The following is a 21,704-nucleotide window of genomic DNA, read 5'->3' on the forward strand; positions in this document are numbered from 1 at the left end:
CATCAAGACTATAGTCCCGTAGCCGTAATAACTAATAGCCGTTATTCTATTTTGCCGCGCAGTTTCCTTACCGGATTACAGGATTCGCAGGGTACTTTGGTCTGGCAGAGCCCGCAGCTGATCATACCTGCTTCATACTCCTTACTCAGGTAAGCAATGTTATTACGCATATAGGTTTCACACTTTACCTTTGTATAATAATTGATGGCTAGTTATAATAGTTATAAATTGGCCGGTCAGATTGATCCGACGGGGGTGTGATATGGAGAAGATGCGCCATAAGTATCTCGGGATGTTCGAGCCGAAGAGGATAATTGATAATCCCTCGGATGGGGAGTTGAAGGAGTGGGCTTTTGAGAAAGGGGGGGTGATAACGGAGTTCGGTAACCTGGCGGTAACCACCAATGTACGGAACAGGATTGCCAAGTTTACCGAGGTGGTGATGAGTGAGCCTGCTCCGGAAGACGACCGGCTTATCCGTAATGTTATGGATTACCTGAAGACTAAAGAGATGATACAACTCGACCGGGTGATGTGTCATAATCCTGCATTCAAGAGGAATTGTCGTGTCTATGTCACTGCCGATTATCCCCGTATACCGCTGATGTGGGGCAATACCCTGTTTCCCTCACAGGGTGGTGAACCTGATTTCGTTAGTATTACTGTTCCGGAATGGCCGGAGAAGAGGACCCTGGTCTTTCCCGGCTCGGGTCTGACCATCATTCTGGGTAGTGATTATAAAGGCGAGAACAAGAAGGCGATGTTGCGTCAGGTGATGTACTGGGCGAAGCAGGATGGCAACCTGGGGCTTCATGCTGCCAGTAAAATAATAAGGGTATTCCGTAGCGGGGAGCTCAAGGAATTCGGTTTTCTCCTCTTCGGTCTCAGCGGTACCGGCAAGACCTCACTCTCCTGTCACTCTCACTGGTTGCGTCCTCCGGAGAGGGTGGTCATCCGTCAGGATGATGTTGTGATACTGAGGGTTGATGGCAGTGCTGTCGGTACCGAAGAGTCTTTCTATCTTAAGACTGATGGACTGGAGCCTGACTCGCAGCCGCTTTTATATGCGGCGGCGATAAGCCCGCGGGCAATACTGGAAAATGTCTTCGTTGATCCTGAGACAGGTAAGGTGAACTTCTTTGACACCACATTGACCTCCAACGGGCGGGCGATGGTGAAAAGGGGTGACATCGCTTTTACCGATGGTAATATTGATTTGCAGAAGGTCGACTTCGTCATCTTTATCACCAGGCGTCAGGATATTCTCCCTCCGGTGATGCGGCTTACCCCGGAGTGGGCTGCCGCTGCCTTTATGCTCGGTGAGTCGGTAGAGACCTCAGCCGGTGATCCGGCAGAGGCGGGCAAGCTGCGGAGAGTGGTCGGCACCAACCCCTTTATTGTCGGTTCGGCCGACGAGGAAGGTAATACCTTCCTCAACATCCTGAAGCGTAATCCCGACATACAATGTTTTATTCTGAATACGGGAACAGTGGGTGGAGCCGAGAGAGGGCAGAAGATTACGGTGAAGGACTCGGTGAAGATATTGGAAATGATTGCCCGCGATGAGATTGTATGGCAGCAAGATAAATTCTGGGGCTATGATGTCCCGGTGCATATACCCGGTATTGATATGACCCGGTTTTATCTTGATAATTACTACTCCAAGGAGCAGATACAGGGAATCTCGGCGGATCTGAAGCAGGAGAGACTGGCGTGGCTTTCCCGTTTTGAGCGTCTGGATAAGGCTATTCTCCGTGCCATTGCGCCTTGAGTCGGCAGCGAATTTACTGCTTGAATCTAACCTGCTTTTCTCAGTCTGCGCATACGTATCCGGTCGGAGGCCGAGCGGGCGATAGCATCGCTGACCCGGCAGACTCTTACCATCTGCTGCACATCATGTACCCGTACGATATCGGCACCCTTGGCAATACTGATGGCTACGGAGGCGGCGGTACCTTCGGTACGTTCATCAGCGGGAAGGTCAAGAACTATACCGATAAAGGATTTGCGGGAAGGCCCGACCAGAATCGGTCTTCCCAGTTCGTTCAGCTCTTCCAGCCGCTGTATGATTTCCAGATTTTGCTGCCAGGTTTTGCCGAACCCGATACCGGGGTCGACGATAAGATTCTCCCAGGGTACCCCCAGGCTTAATGCCATCTCCAGGCTTTTCCGAAGGGATGAGGTTATCTCAGTGATGACATCATCATAATATGATACTTCGCTCTTAATTCTCGGGTCGTAGCCTGATTTGTCACGCTGGTTGCTCATCAGAATAAGAGGAATTCCCTTTTCCGCAGCCAGTTCAGCCAGCCGGGGGTCTCGTTTCAGTCCCCACTGGTCATTGAGCATCGTTGCTCCGACCTCAACCGCCTGGCGGGCTACCTCCGATTTGTAGGTGTCAACACTCAGGGGGATGTTTACCTCGGAAGCCAACCGCTCTACTACCGGAACAACGCGCTTAATCTCCTCGTTTATTGAGATTGGGGTTGAGCCGGGGCGGGTGGATTCGCCGCCGATGTCGAGGATGTCGGCGCCTTCACTTACGAAGCGCTGTGCCTGTGCTGCTGCTGCTTCGATGTTACTGATTCCGTCACCGGAAAAAGAGTCCGGGGACACATTGATAACTCCCATAACATAGGTCCGCTCCCCCCAGTGAAACTCGGTATTACCGCATCTGGTAGTGCCGAACCGGTTCATAATCAGCCCCCCTCCCTCTTTTCAATATTATATCGCTAAAGTCAGGAAAGAGCACTTCTTCAGGATTGGTTAGTATCATCTTACTTAGGCAGGTCTGCTGCGGGTATCGCCTCCTTGACTCTGGCAACCGCCTCTGAGCCAATGGCCTCGGCGGCCTGTAAAGCACCTTCAACCGCCTCGGTCGCCGCTAATTTTTCCGGTACGCCTGACTGAATAGACAATTCTTTGGCTGTCTCTATTGTCTTGGCAGCAGCGGCCACCAGATCACCGTGTGTTTCAGCAGTCCCCTGTATGACGCCCTGGCTGGCTCCCAGTATGGCATCGTGCGGGTCTGCCCCCGCCCGGGTGGAGGCTTCCACCACACCTGTCACCACAGCAGCGGCCAGTTGTCCTGAGTCCACCGGTTTGTCATCGGCAATATGTACCGCTCCGCGTGCTGCCTGCCTTGAAATCTCTTCTCCGTGTATCCTTACCTCTGCCTTTTTACCTTTCAATACTCCATTCAGGCCGTCCTCCAGGGACTTGCTGACTTTCTTGGTTACCCGTCGGCCGCGCATGGCTGCCATGGCAGCCACCCGGCCAATCTCCGCAATTTGATAAGCAGTAACGCCCAGGGCAGCATCCAGTCCCATCGGTAGCCGCCTTAGATTACCGAAGGGGAAGTTGGCTGTCAGGTTGAAGGCGGGTACGGAACTCATGGGACGGGAGAACTCGCGAGTTGGGAACATCAGTGATTCAAGTATTACTTCGCGACTCACCTCTCCCTCCTCTCGCAGCCTTGCCAGCATGGCTAGAGTAACCAGTCCTGCAATAAAGGTGATACCGAACAAGAAATCGTAGCCCATCATATTGACAACCGGAAACTGAACCGAGCCGGTCGGGGCAATCCAGGTAAGAGTAAGGTCTAGCTGACGCGTGCCGAAGAAGATGGCCAGCAGACCGCCTACCAGAGGGCCTAAACCGGCCCCCAGATTAGTCGCCAGTGATGAGGCTGCCAGGTAGGAGGTTGCCTCCCCTTTAGGGGCCAGTTTCAAACCGATGGTACCTACGGTCAGTGTCACCCCGGCGTTGGCAATACCGGCGAATATATGCAGGATGAATAGCAGGGGTAAGGTAAGGAAGTATCTTTCCGGCATAGTGGTAAATATCCAGCCGAGAATGACCAGCAGGTAGAGCGAGGCGCATATGGAGAGGATCACCTTATTGCCGAATCTATCGACGAAATTACCCCATACCCGCAGAAATAATATATTGAAGATTTGCCCGGTGATGCTCAGGATAATCACCCATGTTAGCGATAGCCCAAGTTGCTCGAACATATAGACAGCAAAAAAGGGAACCGCGAGGTTCAAAGCAAAATTCCACGAAAACAGAAATTGTACCAGCCGCTTGAAGTTCGTGTCCCTGAAGGGTACCATGAGTCTTTGCCAGAGAGAGGTTTGAGGCCCGGTTACCGGTTGCATTAACGGTTCAGGCATGCGTGACATGAAGATGGGACTGAGCAGCCCCAGACTCAATGCTCCGAAGAGAAGGACGTAGGTATAGCCAAAGACAGCACTACCTGTGGCGGCATGATGAAGCCAGTAGTCAACAAATAGCGCGGCTGCCAGGCTGAAGGCGATGCCGGTGGCTGTAGCGAAGATTAGCCTTCTGGAAAAGAATCTCCCCAGTATCGTTTGGGGAACTAGGTCGCGGACCCAGCCATTCCAGGCGGTGTTGGTCGAGGCATGGAAAAGGCCGCGGATGGCCATCAGAGCCAGTAGTAGGGATATCGCTTTATCCCCGGGGATTGCTATGAAGGTTGGGATGAGGGCGATGGGAATCCAGAACGACTGGGCGATAAACCAGCTAATCACAGCTATCGCCTTACGCTGCCTGAATTTCTCCACGAGAGAAATGGCGGGTAGCTGCAGTATTTGCATCAGGAACGGTAGCGCCGCCAAAATGCCGATTTGCAGACTGTTGGCGCCCAGTGCCAGGGCATAAGCCACCAGGAAACCGCTGGTGGTAATGCTGTTAAAACCGAGAGATACTGTTCCTTCCAGTGTTAACCAGCGTAAACCGGAGGCTAGCTCCGCCTCGGAAATGGTGGGTTTAGGCTTGAAAGTCCGGGGGAATTTCACGGGAAATAGACCTCAGGGGGCTAATATTACGGTGCTCTCCTCTACTTCTTCGTCGAAAGAGCTGGATTTATGGCGGATCACGCTACGGCGTCCCGGTTTTTGGCTTTCGTGTTTTACTCTTCCACCCCAGCATTACCAGCAACTCTCCTACTGCAGCGTCACCCATTTCTTCCTTCATTGGCATGTTAGAGTGGATCTTGTATTTATTCTGCCGGCCTACTTTGATTTTTGTAATATATCCCTCTGCTTCAAGATCCATGATGATCCTGTGGGCAGTTCGTTCTGTTACTCCGATATTGTCTCCGATTTCTCGGGCGGTAAGATTCGGGTGCTTGGCAATGGTTGCTAAAACCAGTCCGTGATTGGTGATAAAAGTCCAATCGCCCATTTCAAACCTCCTCAAAAATAATTTTTAAAATCACCCCAAAAATACTTGACAAAGTCCCCAAAATATTTATAATTCTATTCCAGACATATATTTCTAGTCTTTTATATGTTGTATTATGTTACCAGAAAAGTAATGCGAAATCAATAGAGGTGGCCGGCTGATTAAAGTCATAAAGTTCAACTGACGGTAGTATACAGTCCGAGAGGACTAATTACAGCTAATTTTTTAAATGGGGGGTTAGTTGAAGCATCTGCATTTGAGGAGGAATAGCGAATCGAGAACATTACCGGATGCGGCACAAAAGTATCTGAGGCGGCAGTTTATGCTTCAGAACGAATATGTTGACAAGCTCAGGTGTTTTGAGATGGATGGCATCTTCCGTGAGCGACCGGTAAAGCGTATCCGTGTCTTTAACCCCGCCCTGGCTAAAAAGAACCGGGTAGCTATTCGTACTAATTCAGACCTGGAGCTTCATCCTGAGGTACTGGTCTTTGAGGGACATATTGATGCGGAGGATAAAATTTACTTTGCCGATCGGCGAGCGATGATGCGCAAGATGGAGGAATCATAGTGCGGTATCGGTGGACTAACAGGGTTATTTGAGTATTTTACCGTTATAGAACGGGGAAAAGGAGATAGGAAACAGAGTGAACACATCAGCAAGGGCTATAAAAGACCGGCCAGTAATCGGATGTAAAGAAAGATCAGATAGGGCAGAAAATAGCGGGGGTGTCGTCGAAGACGAACCTCCCGGTAAAGCCGATACCTTCGGCAATTGCGCAGAGGAACCACCAAGTAAGACCGCCACCAACAGAGACAGGTTTTTCGGTAATGTACCGGACAGTAACTGGAACGACTGGAGGTGGCATTTTCGTAACCGCATCACTACTGTTGATAAACTGGCTGGCTTTATCCCGCTGTCCGGTAGTGAGAAGGCTCAGATCAAGCTGGTCACCATGAAGTACCCCCTTTCCGTGACCCCCTATTATCTCTCGCTGATCAACCCGGACGATCCGGAAGACCCGATTAGGAAACAGGCGATACCATCTATCCTGGAGATCACTATGGGGATGGTGGGTCTGGAAGACCCTCTTGATGAGATGAGGGATTCGGTAGTGCCAGGTCTGGTTCACCGCTACCCCGACCGGGTCTTGATGGTGCTTACCGATATCTGTCCTATGCTCTGCCGGCACTGTACCCGTAAGCGAGAGTGGCGGAACGGCGGTTGGGTACGTAATCCCGCCGAGGTTGAAGCCATGCTTGACTATATTCGCCACCATGAAGCCATCAGGGATGTCATCATATCGGGCGGTGACCCCTTGACGCTTTCCACGCCTCATCTGGAGGGGGTCATCTCTAAAATCAGAGCTATTAAACATGTGGAGATCATCCGTATCGGGACTAGATTTCCGGTAGTGCTCCCGCAGCGTATTGACGATGAGCTGTGTGCGATGCTGTCCCGGTACGGTCCGATATGGCTCAACACGCATTTTAATCACCATCAAGAAATCACCCCGGAAGCGGCGGCGGCCTGCGACCGGTTACTCCGTAGCGGTATTCCGGTCAACAACCAGTCGGTGCTCTTGCGCGGAGTGAATGACAGCGTGGCGGCTCAGATGAAGCTGTGCCACGGACTACTCAGAATTAAGGTGCGCCCCTACTATCTGTTCCAGTGTGACGAGGTGCAGGGTACCGAGCACCTGCGCACCCCGGTTGATGCTGGTATCAGCATTATTGAAGGGCTACGCGGACATACCTCAGGGCTGGCGGTACCTACCTTTGTGATAGACTTACCTCAGGGGGGTGGCAAGGTGCCCGTACAGCCAAACTATGTCCTGACAAAGAAGAAGGGAGAGCTGCTGCTGAGAAACTACGAGAGACGCTTCTTCCGTTACCGCAATCTGAAAGTACCGGCAGATCTGGAGCCGGAGCCGGCACCGGAGGTAATAAGTCCTTTAAGCGGTTCTGATTCCGGCTTACTGGTAGAAACGGGGGCCTAATCCGGGGGTTAGTGATGCGTATTGGTCTGGCCTATGATCTTAAAGAGGTTATCAATCCGGAGGCGGATGGTCCTGAGGATGCCCTGGAAGAGTATGATTCCGGTGAGACGATTGATCTGATTAGCACGGCGTTTAAATCAGCCGGTCATTCGGTAGTCAATATGGGCGGGGGATCTGATTTTCTTCTTAATATTCTCAGGGAAAGAGTTGACCTGGTCTTCAACATAGCTGAGGGTAGGGGTAACTACCGAAGCCGGGAGGCCCAGGTGCCCTCCGTTCTGGAGATGCTGGACATCCCTTACTCCGGTTCTGATCCTCAGTGTCTGGCGATTTGCCTCGATAAGCCCCTTACCAAGCAGTTGATTAAAGCCGCGGGTGTCCCTACTCCGGCCTGGCATGTTATTGATACTCCGGAGCATCTATCAGCGGTGTCCTGGAACGGACTAGCCTACCCGGCGATTATCAAGCCCGCTTACGAGGGTTCAAGCAAGGGCATTCATGTTGGCTCTCTGGTAAGCAACCCGGAGGAAGCAGTTGAGGTGGTAGGGCGTCTTCTTAAATGCTATCGGCAGCCGATGATGCTGGAGGAGTTTATTCCCGGTGATGAGGTCACTGTAGGTGTAGTCGGTAATACACCGCCCGCAGTACTGGGTATGATGAGGATAGTGCCCAAGAAAAAGGTTGACCATTTTGTCTACTCGCTTGAGGTGAAGCGTGACTACCTCAATCTGGTTGACTACGAGTGCCCGGCCCGTCTTGAAGAAGATGTCTTAGCGGAGATAGCGGCATCCAGCCTTAAGGCCTTTTCCGTGCTGGGGTGCCGGGACTTTGCCCGGTTGGACTTTAGAGTTGGCCCGGATAGAATACCCTATTTTATTGAGGTAAACCCTCTGCCCGGGCTTGGTACATACAGCGACCTGATTATCATGGCACTCAAGCTGGGCTGGCGTTATGAGGAACTCATCGACACTATACTCAGGGCGGTGGTAAAGAGATATCCGCAATGCGTGCTGGCTCGGTGAGAGGGTATGGTATCAAGGAGACGTATTGCAGTTGTCTATAACGAGCCCTCCCCCTCGCGTTACGATACCACCGGGGAAGAAAAGGCTGCTCTGGGTGTTCTGGAGTCGGTGGAGGCGGTCAGCCGTGCTCTTCTTGACCTTGGCTATGACACCCTCAATATTCCGCTGGCCTCTCCTATCGAGGCAGCCCGGGAAAAGCTCGGGTCTTTGAAGGTAGATCTGGTCTTCAATCTCTTCGAAGGCTTTTGTGGGCAGCCGGAGACCGAAGCGATGGTACCCGATTTTTTAGCCGGGCTTGGTATAGCTTACACCGGCTGCCCGGCTAGCGCGCTAAAAGTAGCCCTGGATAAGGCTAAGTCCAAGCAGATTATGAAAGCGGCTGGAATCAAGACGCCCGATTCCCAGCTGCTTACTTCCGAGGCTCTCTCCCGGTTTAACCTGGGTTATCCCTGTATCGTCAAGCCCCGTGGTGAGGATGCGAGCCACGGTTTATCTCAAGCCAGCGTGGTGAATGACCTTAAGTCACTGGCAGGTCAGGTTAGCAAAGTGTGCCAGTTCTATGGCGGTGAAGCGCTGGTAGAAGAGTTTGTTGATGGGCGGGAGTTCAATGCTACCGTTCTCGGCAACGGCGGTGGTGTCGTACTACCCGTATCGGAAATCGTCTATTCACTGCCTTCGGACATGCCTCGAATTCTTACCTTCGCTGCTAAATGGGAACCGGAAAGCCGGTACTTCAAGGGAACGAAGAATATCTGTCCCGCCCAAATTTCCTCTACCACTCAGCAGTATATTACCGGAACGGCACGCAGGGCTTTCTTGCTGCTGTGCTCCTGGGGCTATGCCAGGGTGGACATGCGTTTAGATAGAGAAGGTGAGCTCAACGTAATCGAGGTGAATCCAAACCCCGATATCTCCCCCGGTTCTGGAGCCGTGCTTCAGGCTGAAGCCGCCGGGATGAACTACACCCAGTTCATAGATAAGATTACCCGGCTTGCTTTTAAGAAGGGTTAGTCATGACAGTCAGTATGAGACCTATGACCCGGGATGATAAGCCGGAAGTAATCAGGCTGCTTAAGGCTACGCCGGAGTTTGAGCCGTCTGAGGTGGTGGTAGCGGAAGAAGTTATCGATTGCTACCTTGACCGACTGTCCGGATCAGGGTACCACGTTCAGGTAGCGGTAGCAGAGTCGGAGGTGGCCGGCTATGTCTGCTACGGGCCCACCCCAATGACTGAAGGCACCTGGGACCTTTACTGGGTGGCGGTCTCCGCTGAGAGGCAGGGTGGAGGTATCGGTAGTGCCTTAGTTAAACTGGCTGAAAACGAGGTAAGAAGCGCCGGGGGGAGGCAGATTCTTATTGAGACATCATCCAAGCCGGGGTATGAAAAAACGAGGCGTTTTTACTTCAGCCGGGGTTATCAGATAGTCGGCTGTATCCCTGATTTCTATACGTCCGGGGATGATAAGCTTGTACTCCGAAAACTATTGGTGTGATACCCCGGGGCGCAATCCGAAGATCAGGATTATTGATATAATAGTGTTGCGGCGTCGAAAAAAAGCGGGATAAGAGCGTGTTTAGAATTCGTAGAGTTTACGACAATGTAACTCCGCTGAACGAAGAAGCAATTGGCCAGGTTCAGGAAATCCTCCGCACCCAGTTTCCTGGTCTGTCCCGGAGGGACATTGCCAAATTACCCCAACAACTGCGCAACCCTTTGAAGTATCGCTTTCGTGCCATTCTCTTTGTGGCCGAGGACTCGAAGGATAGGGTGATGGGTTTTGCCATTCTCTTTCACGAGCCGGTGCTTAACTTTGGCTTCCTCGATTTCATATCCGCGGCCGAACGAGAGACTGGTAAGGGTATTGGCAGTGCCCTCTACGAGAGGGTTTGTGAAGAAGCCCTCTTCCTGAAAACGGTCGGGCTTTTCCTGGAGTGCCTGCCGGATGATCCCAAGCTGTCACGTAACCCTGAAATCAGAAAGCAGAATGTCGCTCGGCTGCGCTTCTATGAAAGATACGGTGCCAGGCCGATTGCCAACACCGCTTACGAAACCCCTCTAGAACCTGGAGGCGATAATCCCCCTTACCTGGTTTATGATGACCTGGGCCAGGGTAGACCTCTGGGGCGAGATGAAGCACGTGCTATTGTCCGGGTGATTCTGGAACGAAAGTATAAGGGTGTCTGCCCTCAGAACTACATTGAGATGGTGGTCGAGTCGTTTCAGGATGACCCGGTAAAACTGAGAAAACCGAGGTACGTAAGGAAGAAGCCGCCGGTACCGGTCAGGATTTCCCCGCCGCTTGACAAACGCATCAGGCTGGTTATCAACGACCGACACGCCATTCATCATGTCGAGGAGCGTGGCTACGTTGAATCTCCGGTAAGGATAAGCTCGATTCTGGAGGAGCTTGAGACCACCCGGCTTTTTCACAAGGTCAGCCCCCGGCACTTCGCCGAAAAACGAATCAAGGCAGTCCACCGCAGCCAGTTTGTTGACTACCTGAAGAAAGTGTGCACTAACCTCGACCCGGACAAGTCCATTTATCCCTACGTCTTTCCGATTCGTAATGTCGCCCGCCCTCCCAAGGAGCTTTCCATCCGGGCAGGCTATTATTGCATCGATACCTTTACGCCGATAAATCGGAATGCCTATCTGGCAGCCAGAAGGGCGGTAGACTGTGCTCTGACTGCAGCGAAAGAGATTCTGGACGGGTACCGTCTGGCTTATGCCCTGGTCAGGCCGCCCGGTCACCATGCCGAAAGGCGTGCTTTCGGCGGCTTCTGTTACTTTAACTCGGCGGCCGTAGCTGCCGAGTATTTGAGTGTTCATGGTAAGGTTGCCATACTGGATATTGACTATCACCACGGCAATGGACAGCAGAATATATTCTACGAGCGTGCCGATGTCTTGACCGTATCTATTCACGGCCACCCCAATTTTGCCTATCCCTACTTCAGTGGTTTTGAAGGCGAGGAAGGTGCCGGCCCCGGCAAGGGGTATAATGTCAATATTCCTCTCCCTGAGAATGTCAGTAATGAACGCTATCTCAATGTGCTGGGTCGAGCACTGGGGCGAGTAGCCAGATTCAGACCCAAATTTCTCATCGTTACCCTTGGACTGGATACGGCTAAAGAAGACCCGACGGGTAGCTGGAGCTTACAGGGCGAGGATTTCCAGACTATAGGAAAGATGATTGGCTCGCTCCATTATCCGACCATTGTCGTCCAGGAAGGAGGCTACGATACCAGGGTGCTCGGTATCAATGCCCGCCACTTTTTCGAAGGGCTCTGGACCGGTTCTTTCACCTTACCCCCGCGCTCCGGCAGGAAAAAGCCGGCGATGGAATAGTATCGGGGTGACTTGATGGGCCAGGGTGGTATTGTCGGCTTCTACAGCTGCCCGGATTGTTGCTGTTACCATCGTTATCCTGAACCACACAAAAATGACATTTGTGCATCCACTCGGGCAAACTCCAGTCTTGAGCACAACGCTCAGCATTCAGTTGGAGGCACAGTGATTTGATAGGCTTATGACAGGATGTTAGACTACTACGGTAATGATGATTGGGTGCTTTTACCTGAATTTGGTGTCTATTTCCCCATCTACGCCACTTAAAGAGGATGATAATGTAGTATTGGTATGAACAAAAGAGAATTTGTAGCTAGTATAGTAATTATTGTTGCAGGCATAATGGCCTTGTTAATTGCAGGAGTACTGTTCCAAGAGAGGGGGACCACACCCGCCACGGAGCAGTATCTTCGACCGGAAGGATGGACAGAAGAAACTCACGGTGACGATGTAGATCCGAACTATAAAATTGTCTTCCCCCAGGATCAAGTTAACCGGATGAAGATCACTATTTCCCCGGATGATTGGGAAGCAATGCAGGCAAATATGACCGATCTACTGGGTGCCCCCGGAACCAACCAGCAGGTTGACACGAAACCGGAGAGCCCTATCTGGGTACCGGCTAAGATTGAATTCAACGGTCTGATTTGGAACAACGTTGGTATCCGCTACAGGGGCAGTTCGACACTTATAAAGTGGGGCAGTGGCACACTGAAGATACCTTTGAGGTTTAACTTCGATAAGTTTGAGGATAAATACCCTGAAATCAAAAACCAGCGGTTCCATGGTTTCAAGAAGCTGGCGATGGCGAATGCTATCTTTGACCCGACGTATATGCGTGACGTTATCATGTCCGACGTTCTGGCAGAAGCGGGTTTAGTAGCCGCTGAGACCGCCTATTACGAAATCGTCATGGACTATGGTGAAGGTCCGGTTAACCTTGGTCTTTATGTGGCGATAGAGGTCATTGAGCATACAGTCATTGAGCGTTACTTTGGTGATAAATCAGGCAATATCTACAAGGGACAAAGCGTGGGGGTTAGCCTGGCAGAAGGTACATTCGATTTGATTCGACACGGCTTCGTGAAGAAAAACAACGAAACTGAAGCTGATTGGGGTGATATTGAAAAATTGTATGCCATCCTCCATTCGAAAGAGCGTATATCTGATCCTGAGGCCTGGCAGGAAAGTCTGGAGTCGGTATTTAACGTAGACGTCTTTCTCAAGTGGCTGGCTATCAGTGCTGTCATCGAGCACTGGGATACGTACGGGGACAGGCCAGATAATTTCTACCTCTATAATGATCCTGACAGCGAGTTGCTTACCTGGATATCCTGGGACCATGATATGATACTGGGCATAGTGGGTGAGGGGAAAAGCAGCGCATCCCTGGGTAGAGAGGAGATAGGGCGGGACTGGCCGTTGATTCGCTACCTGCTGGATGACCCAATCTACTACAACCGCTACGTAGATTATATCCGGGAAACGATTGAGGGGCCTTTTGACCCGGCTAAGCTGGAGGTAAAGTGCAGGACATTGGCAGAATTGATTGCTCCCTATATTGCGGAAGAATCCGGTGAGGCTGCTTTTGAATCGGGCGTTGAGAGGTTAATCAACCGTATTTACGAGCGTTATCAGGTGGCCGGGGATTTTCTGGATACTTGGAGGTAGACAAGTTGGCAGTGCAATTACACGATGTGTCGCTTGGTACTATAGATATATTGCCGGAGAGGTTTGAACGTAAGTATTATTTGGTACCTGAAGAAGCCGGTATCGCTTATGGGCTTCTTCGGCACATGTGTCTACCGGCTAGAGAATATTTTTCCGAACAGATAAATAGTCTTTACTTCGATACTGCCGGCCTGGAACAGCATGAAAGGTCCGCTGCGGGTGACTATAACAAAGATAAGGTACGCATCCGCTGGTACGGTGAGGATAGGGATATGAATGGAATGCGGTCCGTGTTCATTGAACTGAAATCGAGGCGGGGTTTCACCAGTACCAAGCAACGACTGAAGTTATCCGTACCGGCCGTGAGTTTGACGCCAGGTAATCTTGTCAGAGGCATTGTCCCTATAACCCTGCTGATGGATACCCTGGCAAGATTTGGCTATTTCCCGCACGAGATGCTCCACCCGGTAATCAAGATATCCTACTGGCGTCATCGCTTTAGCGAGATTATGACCGGGCAACGGGTTTCGCTTGATTGTCATATTCGTTCTACGATGGTAATGCCAGGACAAGGTAATGGTGAAAAGGAGCTGGAGTTACCCGGCGGTATTATAGAGATTAAAGGATTGGCTATGGATCTTCCTGTCAGTTTGATACGAATGAGGACGTTATATGTAGATTGGACTAGATTCTCCAAATATTCCTCGTGTATCGATTCGCACCTCGAAGAGCCCGGCTCTATGGGGCGCCTGTCACCCTCAGGGAGAATAACCCAACTATAGTCAGCTATGATAACATGATAATACTAGGAGGAATAAATGCCAGAGGGATTTGATCTATTTGCATCCTTACCAGAAATGAGAGAGGCCATTATACCCCTCGGATTCTCGATGTTAGGGGCTGTCATTACCTATTTGATATATAACCTGTTTTACGGCTCTAGCCATATCGGGGCCGGTGTACATCGCACCTTTCTTGTCGGTGGCCCTGTTATCACAATGATATTCCTGGTTATCCAGACCTCTATACCACTCGGTCTAGGGTTACTCGGAGCACTTGCCATAGTGCGTTTCCGAACGCCGGTAAAAGACCCAGCCGAGATAGGATTTCTACTTCTGTTGATTGCTTCCTCGCTAGGGGCCGCAACCGGTAACTACCTGATAACTGCTTTAATGTTTATTATTGTCTTCGGTGCTCTAGGGGTACACAGGTTAATAAGCAACCGGGTTACTCTATTGGGAAGAGGACATCTGATGATCGCTGTTGACCGAGGCTCTTTTCCATCAATAGAGAAGAAGCTGATGGCCTTCCTCTCGGAGAAGCTTACAGGCTTGCATCTGGAGACTATATCCACTATTGATGATCGGATTAGCCTAAATTACCAATACAAACGTCGGGCAGATTTCGACTGGCCGGCTTTTATAAATGAGTTAAACCAGATTGCAGGGACGTCGGGGATTGAGGTTTTCGTGAGCTAATACCGGCTGAAATCGAAAGCGTGGGCGGTTATGAGGTCATTTAGTACTTAGATACCCCTATTTCCTCCATTTTCCCTGTGACGGTAAATACTATACGTTCGCAGATGTTGGTTACTCTATCGGCGCTGCGCTCCAGGTTGTGAGCTACCCAGATAAGCCGGGTGGCTCTGGTAATGGTCTTGGGGTCCTCGGCCATAAAGGTGAGTAGCTCTCGGAAAACCTGGGAATACAGATTATCCACGTCGTCATCTTCAGCAGCGACCCGGCGTGCCGTTTCGGTGTCATTGTTGATAAAGGCATCCAGGCTCTGTTTCAGCATACTGATAGTCTTTTCAGCCATACGGGGGATGTCGACCAGCGGCTTAAGCGGCGGCTCGTCTCCTATCATCAACACTATCTTGCTGATACCTTCGGCATGATCACCGATCCGTTCCAGCTCGGCGATGATATTGAGTACGCCGATAATAATACGCAGGTCGCTGGCCATCGGCTGCTGGGTAGCGATCAGTCCGATACAGTCGCCTTCTATACCGAATCGCTTACTGTTTATCTTCTGGTCATCTTTAATAATCTGGTGAGCGAGGGACAAGTCTCTGTTCTTGAGCGCTTCGATGGACCGCTCGAGTGCTTTTTCTGCCATGCTTCCCATCGCCATAACGTCGTCCTGAATCGCCCTCAGCCTTCTGTGAAAAACCGTTCTCGTTTCCATTATTAACCCCTCCTGGTATTTAACCGAACCTGCCGGTAATATAGTCTTCCGTACGTTTATCTCTGGGATTTGTGAATAGAGTTGATGTGGCGCCGTATTCCACCAGTACCCCGGCTCTATCCTCTGCCATCATGAGAAAAGCGGCCATATCCGATACCCGTGCTGCCTGTTGCATATTATGGGTGACGATAACCACAGTATAGTCTTCAATCAAAACCCTCATCAGGTCCTCAATTTTTAGTGTCGCTACCGGATCGAGGGCGCTGCAGGGTTCGTCCATCAGGATTACCTCGGGCTCCACCGCCAGGACCCGGGCAACGCACAGCCTTTGTTGCTGCCCCCCAGATAGCGCCAGGGCAGAATTGGCTAATTTGTCTTTCACCTCGTCCCACAGGGCTGCCTGACGCAGACTTCTCTCGACAATTTCTTCAAGCTTACCCCGGTTCTTCATGCCGTGTCGTCGTGGGCCATAGGCCACGTTTTCGAATACAGACATGGGGAAAGGATTCGGTTTTTGGAATACCATGCCTACCCTTTTCCTGAGATCGACGACGTCGATAGACTCCTGATATATTGATATGCCTTCAAGCTCCACGCACCCTTCTACCCTGACATTGGAAATAAGGTCATTCATCCGGTTAAAAACACGCAGGAAAGAAGATTTCCCGCAACCGGAAGGTCCGATGATAGCCGTAATCGCCTTTTCCGGTATTTCCAGAGTAACGTCCCTTAATGCCTGGAAGGAACCGTAGTAAAGGTTTAGCTGTTCCGTTCTTAGTTTTACCCGGTTATTCCGGCTCATCTTGCTATCATTTGATACCGCTAAGTTTACACTCATTAGCTGTGACTCCTTCGCCCGGACCTTGATCTTATAACGGCAGAAGCAATATTGAAGGCTAGAACTACTCCCAGCAGTACCAGGGCAACACCCCACATCGTGCCCTTGGGCATACCGGGAACGTGAGCTGCCACAGTGTAAAGGTGGTAAGGGAGGGCCATAAAGCGGTCGAAGAGCGACTGCGGCAGACCGGGAACCAGAAAAGCAGCCCCCACTACTAATATCGGGGCCGTCTCTCCTGCCGCTCGAGAAATGGCCAGGATGACCCCGGTGAGAATTCCCGACCAGGCCTGAGGCAACACCACGTGCCTGATCGTCTGCCACCTGGTAGCCCCGATAGCCAGACTCCCCTCCCGGTATTCCCGCGGTACTGCCAGCATGGCTTCTCTGGAAGTTGTCACCACCATTGCCAGTGCCTGACAGGCCAGGGTTAGACTGGCCGAAATTAGCGACATGCCGAATTGGAATGTCATCACAAACAGGCCTAAGCCGAAAAGCCCGTAAACGATACTGGGAACACCGGCCAGGTTGAGGATGGCCAGGTTAATAATGCGGGTTATCCGGTTGTCTTTAGCATACTCGGAGAGGTAAATACCGGCCGATACGCCTATCGGCAGGGAGAATAAAACCGTACCCAGCATAAGTAAGAAAGTGCCTATCAGGGCCGGGAATATGCCTCCGGCCTTGCCTGCCTCTGTCGGAGGCTGAGTAAGAAACGCCCAGTCGATTACTCCGGCGCCATTAGCGATTATGTAGATGATGATAAACGATACGATGGCTATGACGACGATGGTAGCCAGGCCCAATAGCCCGAAGGCAGCGCGCTGTGAAAATTGACGTGATGATCGTGGACTATTCATCTGATCGCTACCTCGCAAACCTTCGTTTTTGACGTTCCAGAACCCTGCTGGCGATAAGGTTAACCCCCAGTGTAATGAAGAATAAGACCAGGCCGATGGCAAATAGTGCCTGGTACTGTAGGCCACCACGTACGGCATTGCCGATTCCGGAGGCAATGGCTGCCGTCATCGGCATCATCGGTTCGGTTGGTGATTGGGGTACTGCCAGAGCACCGCCGGCTACCATTAGGACCGTCATTGTCTCACCGATAGCACGACCTACACCCAGCATCACGGCTGCGGTAATACCGGATAAGGCGGCCGGTATAGATACGTGTCTGATTGTTTCCCACCGAGTTGCGCCGAGAGCATAGGATGCCTGCTTGAAATCATCGGGGACAGCTCGCAGAGCATCTTCAGAAACGCTGATAATAATGGGCAGACTCATCATCGACAACATGATCGCTGCGGAAAATCCGGTCAGCCCGGTATTGAGGTTAAAGGTGCTCTGAACCAGCGGCGACAATATCATGAGACCGATAAAACCCATCACTACCGATGGTATCCCCGCCAGCAGTTCAACGAGGGGTTTTACCATGTTTCTTACCCTCGGTGAAGCGACCTCAGCAAGGTAAGCAGCACAGGCGATTCCGATAGGTATCGCAATCGCTGTTGATACCATAGTGACGATCATCGTGGATACCAGGAATGGCAATATGCCGAAGGTGGGCGGCTCGGATACCGGGTACCACTTGGCTCCTGAGAAAAACTGCCACGGATTCGTGTGAAGAAAAATCGGCGCACCTTCTCGTATCAGAAAGAAGACGATCCCCAGTAGAATTACTATGGCCAGTATTCCGGCAAGGAGAATCCACCCCTCGATGAACCTCTCGCCCGAACGCCGACGCCGCAGCCCCCCGACTTTACCGGCTGCGGCGATGACAGCTGATATGCTTCGCATTAGCATATTTCCCCTCTACTTTATGGCAGCGGGACGTAGCCCACTTCATTTACCTTTAGCTGACCTTCTGCCGAAAGGCAGTAGTCGATGAAAGCCTTGATGATACCCTCCGGCTCGCCATCAGTATAGTAGAGTAGCGGCCTGGCAATAGGATATGTTCCATTCAGAGCTGTTTCCACACTGGGGAGAATACCGTTGTCATTGGTAGTAATCTTAATACCCAAGGGCTTCACTTCATCCGTGAGATAGCCTAATCCGGGGTAAAAGATGGCATTAGGGTTGCCGGCCGTTTCCGACACTCCCCCTTCAGTCGATGGCAGCATCAGTACATCAGGTCCATACTCCAGGCTCTTGTCTTCGGTAGGCAGTCCCTGCATCTGTACCACGTGCTCCTTGAAGAAGACATGGGTACCGGAGTTGGTATCCCGTGAAATAGCCACGATTTCGGCATCGTTACCACCGAGTTCACTCCAGTTAGTTATCCGGCCGGCATAGATAGCTGAAATCTGGGCGATGGTCAACTCGGATACCGGGTTGGACGGATGCACTACTACCGACAGGGCATCGGTAGCTACATGAATCTCGTAGGGGTATACCCCCTTTGACTCAGCCTGTTCAATCTCTAGCGATTTGATCTTGCGTGATGCCTGACATACTTCGGTAGTACCGTCTATCAGGGCTGCTATACCCGCTCCGGAACCGGGACCGCTGACAGAGATTCTCACACCGGGATTTATCGTCATGAAGTCCTCGGCCCATACCGAGGTAATGGGTGTTACCGTATTTGACCCGACTATACTGAAGGTGCCGGATAGCTCTGTACCCGGTGATGGAGTGACTGGCGCTGGCCCGGGGTTGCCGGCACAACCGGACAGGCTAAGACCGCCTACCAGCAAGGTTGATAAGATTAACCACTTATGCCATTTCTTGATTCTCAATTATATTTATCCTCCTTTATCCTTTAACCCCATCATAGCAGGCGGAGTTTAAGACGAGTTTAAGCGCCTGTTAAATTTCTGTTAAATCTGATGGGGTCTAAAGAAGAGGCAGGGTAAAACTGAAGACAGAACCTTTTTCCTCCTCGCTCCGGGCTGAAATCTTGCCTCCGTGAGCCTGTACTATATGCTTGGCAATGGCCAGACCTAACCCGGTACCGCCACCCGAACGCGACCTGTCTGCCTTGTAGAATCTTTCGAAAACGTGCGGTAAATCTTTCTCGGCAATCCCTATCCCATTATCAGCGATACTGACCGAAACACTCGAGCCCTCTTGTCTGATTGAAATCGTTACTTCGCTTCCCTGCGGGCTGAACTTAACGGCGTTATGGATCAGATTAGTCATTACCTGTCGAATTCGTTCTCTGTCGACATTGACGGGCGGCAGATTCTCGGTGAGATCGGTGGTAATAGCAATACCCTGCCGCTCGGCGTAGGGGCTCAACCGGGCCACGACCTCTTTCAGCAGCTGGTTAGGCTCCGTCTTCTCCAGATTCAGCTCGGCTTTCCCGGTCTCAATACGTGATAGCTCGGTGAGCTCGGCCACTATCTGTGTCATACGGTCTACTTCACCGTCAATGCTGGTTAGAAAGCCTCTAACCACTTCCTGATCATCGACAGCGCCGTCTTTGAGTGTTTCCACGATTGCTTTGATGGTGGTTAACGGCGTCCTTAACTCGTGGGAGATGTTGCCCACCAGTTCTCGCCGCATTGTCTGCAGGTTTCTCAGTTCGGTGAGGTCCTGGAACAAAACCAGTGCTCCGGTCGGTCTGTTGATATTAAGGGGTATCGCTATAATCCGGAGAAATCGACCGGGCGTTCCTACCTCAATTTGAGCGGTCTGTTCGCTTTTTGTCTTGAGGCATAATCCTAAAAGCTCGTCTATTTCGTAATCGCGGACAACCTCTATGAATTGCCGGCCCAAAGCCTTGTTCTTCTTGAATCCTAACAGCCTTTCGGCGGCTGGATTGACGAGTATAATTTCTCCTCCGTCATCTGTTATTATGATACCGTCTGCCAGGCTGGACAGGATGGCCGATAGCTTATTTCTCTCATCGGATATTGCGCCCATCGTCTTTTTTAAATGCAATGACATCTCGTTGAAAGCCTGTGCCAGTTGTCCTGATTCATCACCGGCAGGGATATCGATTTTTTGATCGAGCTCTCCTGCGGCAATTCTTCTGGCTGCCCTGGTAACCTCTTTTATGGGCTGTGTCGTTGCCCGGGCGATGAATAGCCCGGCTAATACAGCCACCGCGCCGGCGATCACGGTTGCCACTATAATAGTATTGGTCACCCTGCTTATGGTACCGTCGACTTCCGTCATGGGTAACGCGACACGGGCTACCCCGAACACCTGCTCTTGATCGGTGATCGGCACCGCAACATACATCAACCGCTGGCCGAGTGTAGTGCTGAAACGAATGCTCTCCCCCCGCCCCGTCTCCAGAGCATCTATTACTTCAGTGCGGCCGGCGTGATTCTCCATAGTCCGGGGGTCTTCTTGAGAATCACCGAGCACCGTGCCATCCCGGGCGATAATGGTAACTCTGGTTTCAATACGCTCTCCCAGTGTCTTGCTTAGCTCGTCGAGGCTATTATCTTCGGAGTTCAATAAGATAGGGCGGCTGGTCTCGGCAATAAGCATGGCTTCAGCCTCGAGTCTGATGCGCAGGTTATCGGTTTGAGTTTCTCTAACCGAGCTAACCAGATAGAATCCCAGGCCGACCATGCTGCCCAGAATAAGCAAGACGAATGGTACTGCTATTCGCCATTGAATACTGCGGAACACCTTCAATCCTCTAGTTTATAGCCCACGCCTCTTACCGTAATAAGATGCTCGGGTTTTCCCGGATCGGCCTCTACTTTCTCTCTGAGCCAGCGGATATGGACGTCTACGGTGCGTGTTTCTCCCTGATAATCATAACCCCAAACTTTTTCCAGAAGCTGCTCCCGGCTAAAGACTATTCCTTTATTCTCAGCCAGGAAGAGCAGCAGGTTAAACTCCATCGTTGTCAGCTTTAATGCCAGGCCTCTAATGCTTACCTGGTGCCGCATTTTGTCAATCTCTAGCTCACCCGCTCGAATAAACATTTCCTGCTTTGACGGTTTCGTCTCGACCATCTCGGATCGCCGCAACATCGCTCGAATGCGAGCCAGGAGCTCCCTCATACTGAAAGGTTTGGTAAGATAATCATCAGCCCCGACTTCGAGGCCGACGATTTTGTCGATCTCGCTGTCTTTGGCGGTAAGCATTAGAATGGGCGTCGTCATCTCTTGGCGCAGGATACGGCATACGTCAAATCCATCGATCTCCGGCAGCATTACATCGAGCAGAATAATGTCCGGCTGTTTTTGTCGTGCCGCCTCAAGCGCCTGGCTGCCGTCAAGTGCGGTAATAACATGATATCCTTCTTTGGTTAGGTTAAATTTGAGGACATCGAGTAAGGCCCTGTCATCTTCTACTATCAGTACAGTTCTTTCCGCCATGCTGCCCAGTCCTGGCCGTCCGCTTAACTATACGTTAGCATACCACAGCCGGCTGTATGCTTAAAGAACACGAAAACGTTATCAACCTTTTTTATAAAATTTGACACAGAATTCCCGTGTTGATATCTTAAATATAAGAGTGGT

The 21,704-nt window shown here is 51.2% G+C and carries 20 protein-coding genes; 10 read left to right on the forward strand and 10 right to left on the reverse strand.

Annotated elements, in window-relative coordinates:
* Positions 1 to 262: 262 nt before the first annotated feature.
* Positions 263 to 1,771 carry a phosphoenolpyruvate carboxykinase gene (locus PHI12_02815; protein ID MDD5509733.1) on the forward strand — a complete coding sequence of 503 codons (1,509 nt, stop codon included), beginning with the start codon at positions 263 to 265 and terminating at the stop codon, positions 1,769 to 1,771.
* 26 nt (positions 1,772 to 1,797) lie between these two features.
* Here PHI12_02815 and folP read toward each other — a convergent pair whose 3' ends face one another.
* From folP to PHI12_02830, 3 genes are all read right to left on the reverse strand, one after another.
* Positions 1,798 to 2,697, reverse strand: a complete 900-nt coding sequence (folP, locus tag PHI12_02820) for a dihydropteroate synthase (GenBank protein ID MDD5509734.1) — start codon at positions 2,695 to 2,697, stop codon at positions 1,798 to 1,800.
* An 80-nt stretch (positions 2,698 to 2,777) separates the two neighbouring features.
* A complete protein-coding gene (locus PHI12_02825; protein MDD5509735.1) occupies positions 2,778 to 4,820 on the reverse strand; it encodes an MFS transporter in 2,043 nt (680 codons plus the stop codon).
* A gap of 82 nt (positions 4,821 to 4,902) precedes the next feature.
* Positions 4,903 to 5,208: a winged helix-turn-helix domain-containing protein gene (locus PHI12_02830; GenBank protein MDD5509736.1), complete on the reverse strand. Its 306-nt coding sequence runs from the start codon at positions 5,206 to 5,208 to the stop codon at positions 4,903 to 4,905.
* 241 nt (positions 5,209 to 5,449) lie between these two features.
* On the opposite strand from PHI12_02830, the gene PHI12_02835 reads away from it, so the two are divergent.
* The 9 genes from PHI12_02835 to PHI12_02875 all read left to right on the forward strand — a co-directional run bounded on the left by PHI12_02835 (position 5,450) and on the right by PHI12_02875 (position 14,728).
* Positions 5,450 to 5,779, forward strand: coding sequence for a hypothetical protein (locus PHI12_02835; GenBank protein ID MDD5509737.1), 330 nt, complete (start codon positions 5,450 to 5,452; stop codon positions 5,777 to 5,779).
* 76 nt (positions 5,780 to 5,855) lie between these two features.
* Entirely contained in the window at positions 5,856 to 7,208 is a 1,353-nt protein-coding gene (locus tag PHI12_02840) for a KamA family radical SAM protein (GenBank protein ID MDD5509738.1), read from the forward strand.
* A gap of 14 nt (positions 7,209 to 7,222) precedes the next feature.
* Positions 7,223 to 8,230, forward strand: coding sequence for an ATP-grasp domain-containing protein (locus tag PHI12_02845; GenBank protein MDD5509739.1), 1,008 nt, complete (start codon positions 7,223 to 7,225; stop codon positions 8,228 to 8,230).
* A gap of 6 nt (positions 8,231 to 8,236) precedes the next feature.
* A complete protein-coding gene (locus PHI12_02850; protein MDD5509740.1) occupies positions 8,237 to 9,241 on the forward strand; it encodes an ATP-grasp domain-containing protein in 1,005 nt (334 codons plus the stop codon).
* Between the two features lie 2 nt (positions 9,242 to 9,243).
* A complete protein-coding gene (locus tag PHI12_02855; GenBank protein MDD5509741.1) occupies positions 9,244 to 9,723 on the forward strand; it encodes a GNAT family N-acetyltransferase in 480 nt (159 codons plus the stop codon).
* Positions 9,724 to 9,800: 77 nt separating this feature from the next.
* Positions 9,801 to 11,579 carry a histone deacetylase family protein gene (locus PHI12_02860; GenBank protein MDD5509742.1) on the forward strand — a complete coding sequence of 593 codons (1,779 nt, stop codon included), beginning with the start codon at positions 9,801 to 9,803 and terminating at the stop codon, positions 11,577 to 11,579.
* A gap of 342 nt (positions 11,580 to 11,921) precedes the next feature.
* Entirely contained in the window at positions 11,922 to 13,250 is a 1,329-nt protein-coding gene (locus PHI12_02865) for a CotH kinase family protein (protein MDD5509743.1), read from the forward strand.
* Between the two features lie 11 nt (positions 13,251 to 13,261).
* The gene (locus PHI12_02870; protein MDD5509744.1) at positions 13,262 to 14,032 is read left to right on the forward strand and encodes a VTC domain-containing protein; all 771 of its coding nucleotides are present in this window, start codon (positions 13,262 to 13,264) and stop codon (positions 14,030 to 14,032) included.
* 36 nt (positions 14,033 to 14,068) lie between these two features.
* A complete protein-coding gene (locus tag PHI12_02875) occupies positions 14,069 to 14,728 on the forward strand; it encodes a DUF4956 domain-containing protein (GenBank protein ID MDD5509745.1) in 660 nt (219 codons plus the stop codon).
* A 40-nt stretch (positions 14,729 to 14,768) separates the two neighbouring features.
* Here PHI12_02875 and phoU read toward each other — a convergent pair whose 3' ends face one another.
* The 7 genes from phoU to PHI12_02910 form a co-directional block, all read right to left on the reverse strand.
* Entirely contained in the window at positions 14,769 to 15,437 is a 669-nt protein-coding gene (phoU, locus tag PHI12_02880) for a phosphate signaling complex protein PhoU (GenBank protein MDD5509746.1), read from the reverse strand.
* 19 nt (positions 15,438 to 15,456) lie between these two features.
* Positions 15,457 to 16,239: a phosphate ABC transporter ATP-binding protein PstB gene (gene pstB, locus PHI12_02885; GenBank protein ID MDD5509747.1), complete on the reverse strand. Its 783-nt coding sequence runs from the start codon at positions 16,237 to 16,239 to the stop codon at positions 15,457 to 15,459.
* A 35-nt stretch (positions 16,240 to 16,274) separates the two neighbouring features.
* Positions 16,275 to 17,135, reverse strand: a complete 861-nt coding sequence (gene pstA / locus PHI12_02890; GenBank protein ID MDD5509748.1) for a phosphate ABC transporter permease PstA — start codon at positions 17,133 to 17,135, stop codon at positions 16,275 to 16,277.
* 7 nt (positions 17,136 to 17,142) lie between these two features.
* Positions 17,143 to 18,075, reverse strand: coding sequence for a phosphate ABC transporter permease subunit PstC (gene pstC, locus PHI12_02895; GenBank protein ID MDD5509749.1), 933 nt, complete (start codon positions 18,073 to 18,075; stop codon positions 17,143 to 17,145).
* Positions 18,076 to 18,095: 20 nt separating this feature from the next.
* On the reverse strand, positions 18,096 to 19,013 hold the full coding sequence (locus PHI12_02900) for a phosphate ABC transporter substrate-binding protein (protein ID MDD5509750.1): 918 nt from the start codon (positions 19,011 to 19,013) through the stop codon (positions 18,096 to 18,098).
* 97 nt (positions 19,014 to 19,110) lie between these two features.
* On the reverse strand, positions 19,111 to 20,862 hold the full coding sequence (locus PHI12_02905; protein MDD5509751.1) for an ATP-binding protein: 1,752 nt from the start codon (positions 20,860 to 20,862) through the stop codon (positions 19,111 to 19,113).
* 2 nt (positions 20,863 to 20,864) lie between these two features.
* Positions 20,865 to 21,560 (reverse strand): response regulator transcription factor, encoded by a 696-nt coding sequence (locus PHI12_02910; GenBank protein MDD5509752.1) that lies wholly within the window; start codon positions 21,558 to 21,560, stop codon positions 20,865 to 20,867.
* Between the last annotated feature and the right edge of the window lie 144 nt (positions 21,561 to 21,704).

Source organism: Dehalococcoidales bacterium, from assembly GCA_028716225.1.
Lineage (GTDB): Bacteria > Chloroflexota > Dehalococcoidia > Dehalococcoidales > UBA5760 > UBA5760.

Bases quoted from the DNA above. Each gene is read 5' to 3' on its own strand.
- PHI12_02815 (MDD5509733.1), top strand. From the start codon at position 263: ATGGAGAAGATGCGCCATAAGTATCTCGGGATGTTCGAGCCGAAGAGG.
- folP (MDD5509734.1), bottom strand. From the start codon at position 2,697: ATGAACCGGTTCGGCACTACCAGATGCGGTAATACCGAGTTTCACTGG.
- PHI12_02830 (MDD5509736.1), bottom strand. From the start codon at position 5,208: ATGGGCGATTGGACTTTTATCACCAATCACGGACTGGTTTTAGCAACC.
- PHI12_02845 (MDD5509739.1), top strand. From the start codon at position 7,223: ATGCGTATTGGTCTGGCCTATGATCTTAAAGAGGTTATCAATCCGGAG.
- PHI12_02850 (MDD5509740.1), top strand. From the start codon at position 8,237: ATGGTATCAAGGAGACGTATTGCAGTTGTCTATAACGAGCCCTCCCCC.
- PHI12_02855 (MDD5509741.1), top strand. From the start codon at position 9,244: ATGACAGTCAGTATGAGACCTATGACCCGGGATGATAAGCCGGAAGTA.
- PHI12_02865 (MDD5509743.1), top strand. From the start codon at position 11,922: ATGGCCTTGTTAATTGCAGGAGTACTGTTCCAAGAGAGGGGGACCACA.
- PHI12_02875 (MDD5509745.1), top strand. From the start codon at position 14,069: ATGCCAGAGGGATTTGATCTATTTGCATCCTTACCAGAAATGAGAGAG.
- phoU (MDD5509746.1), bottom strand. From the start codon at position 15,437: ATGGAAACGAGAACGGTTTTTCACAGAAGGCTGAGGGCGATTCAGGAC.
- pstB (MDD5509747.1), bottom strand. From the start codon at position 16,239: ATGAGCCGGAATAACCGGGTAAAACTAAGAACGGAACAGCTAAACCTT.
- pstA (MDD5509748.1), bottom strand. From the start codon at position 17,135: ATGAATAGTCCACGATCATCACGTCAATTTTCACAGCGCGCTGCCTTC.
- pstC (MDD5509749.1), bottom strand. From the start codon at position 18,075: ATGCGAAGCATATCAGCTGTCATCGCCGCAGCCGGTAAAGTCGGGGGG.
- PHI12_02910 (MDD5509752.1), bottom strand. From the start codon at position 21,560: ATGGCGGAAAGAACTGTACTGATAGTAGAAGATGACAGGGCCTTACTC.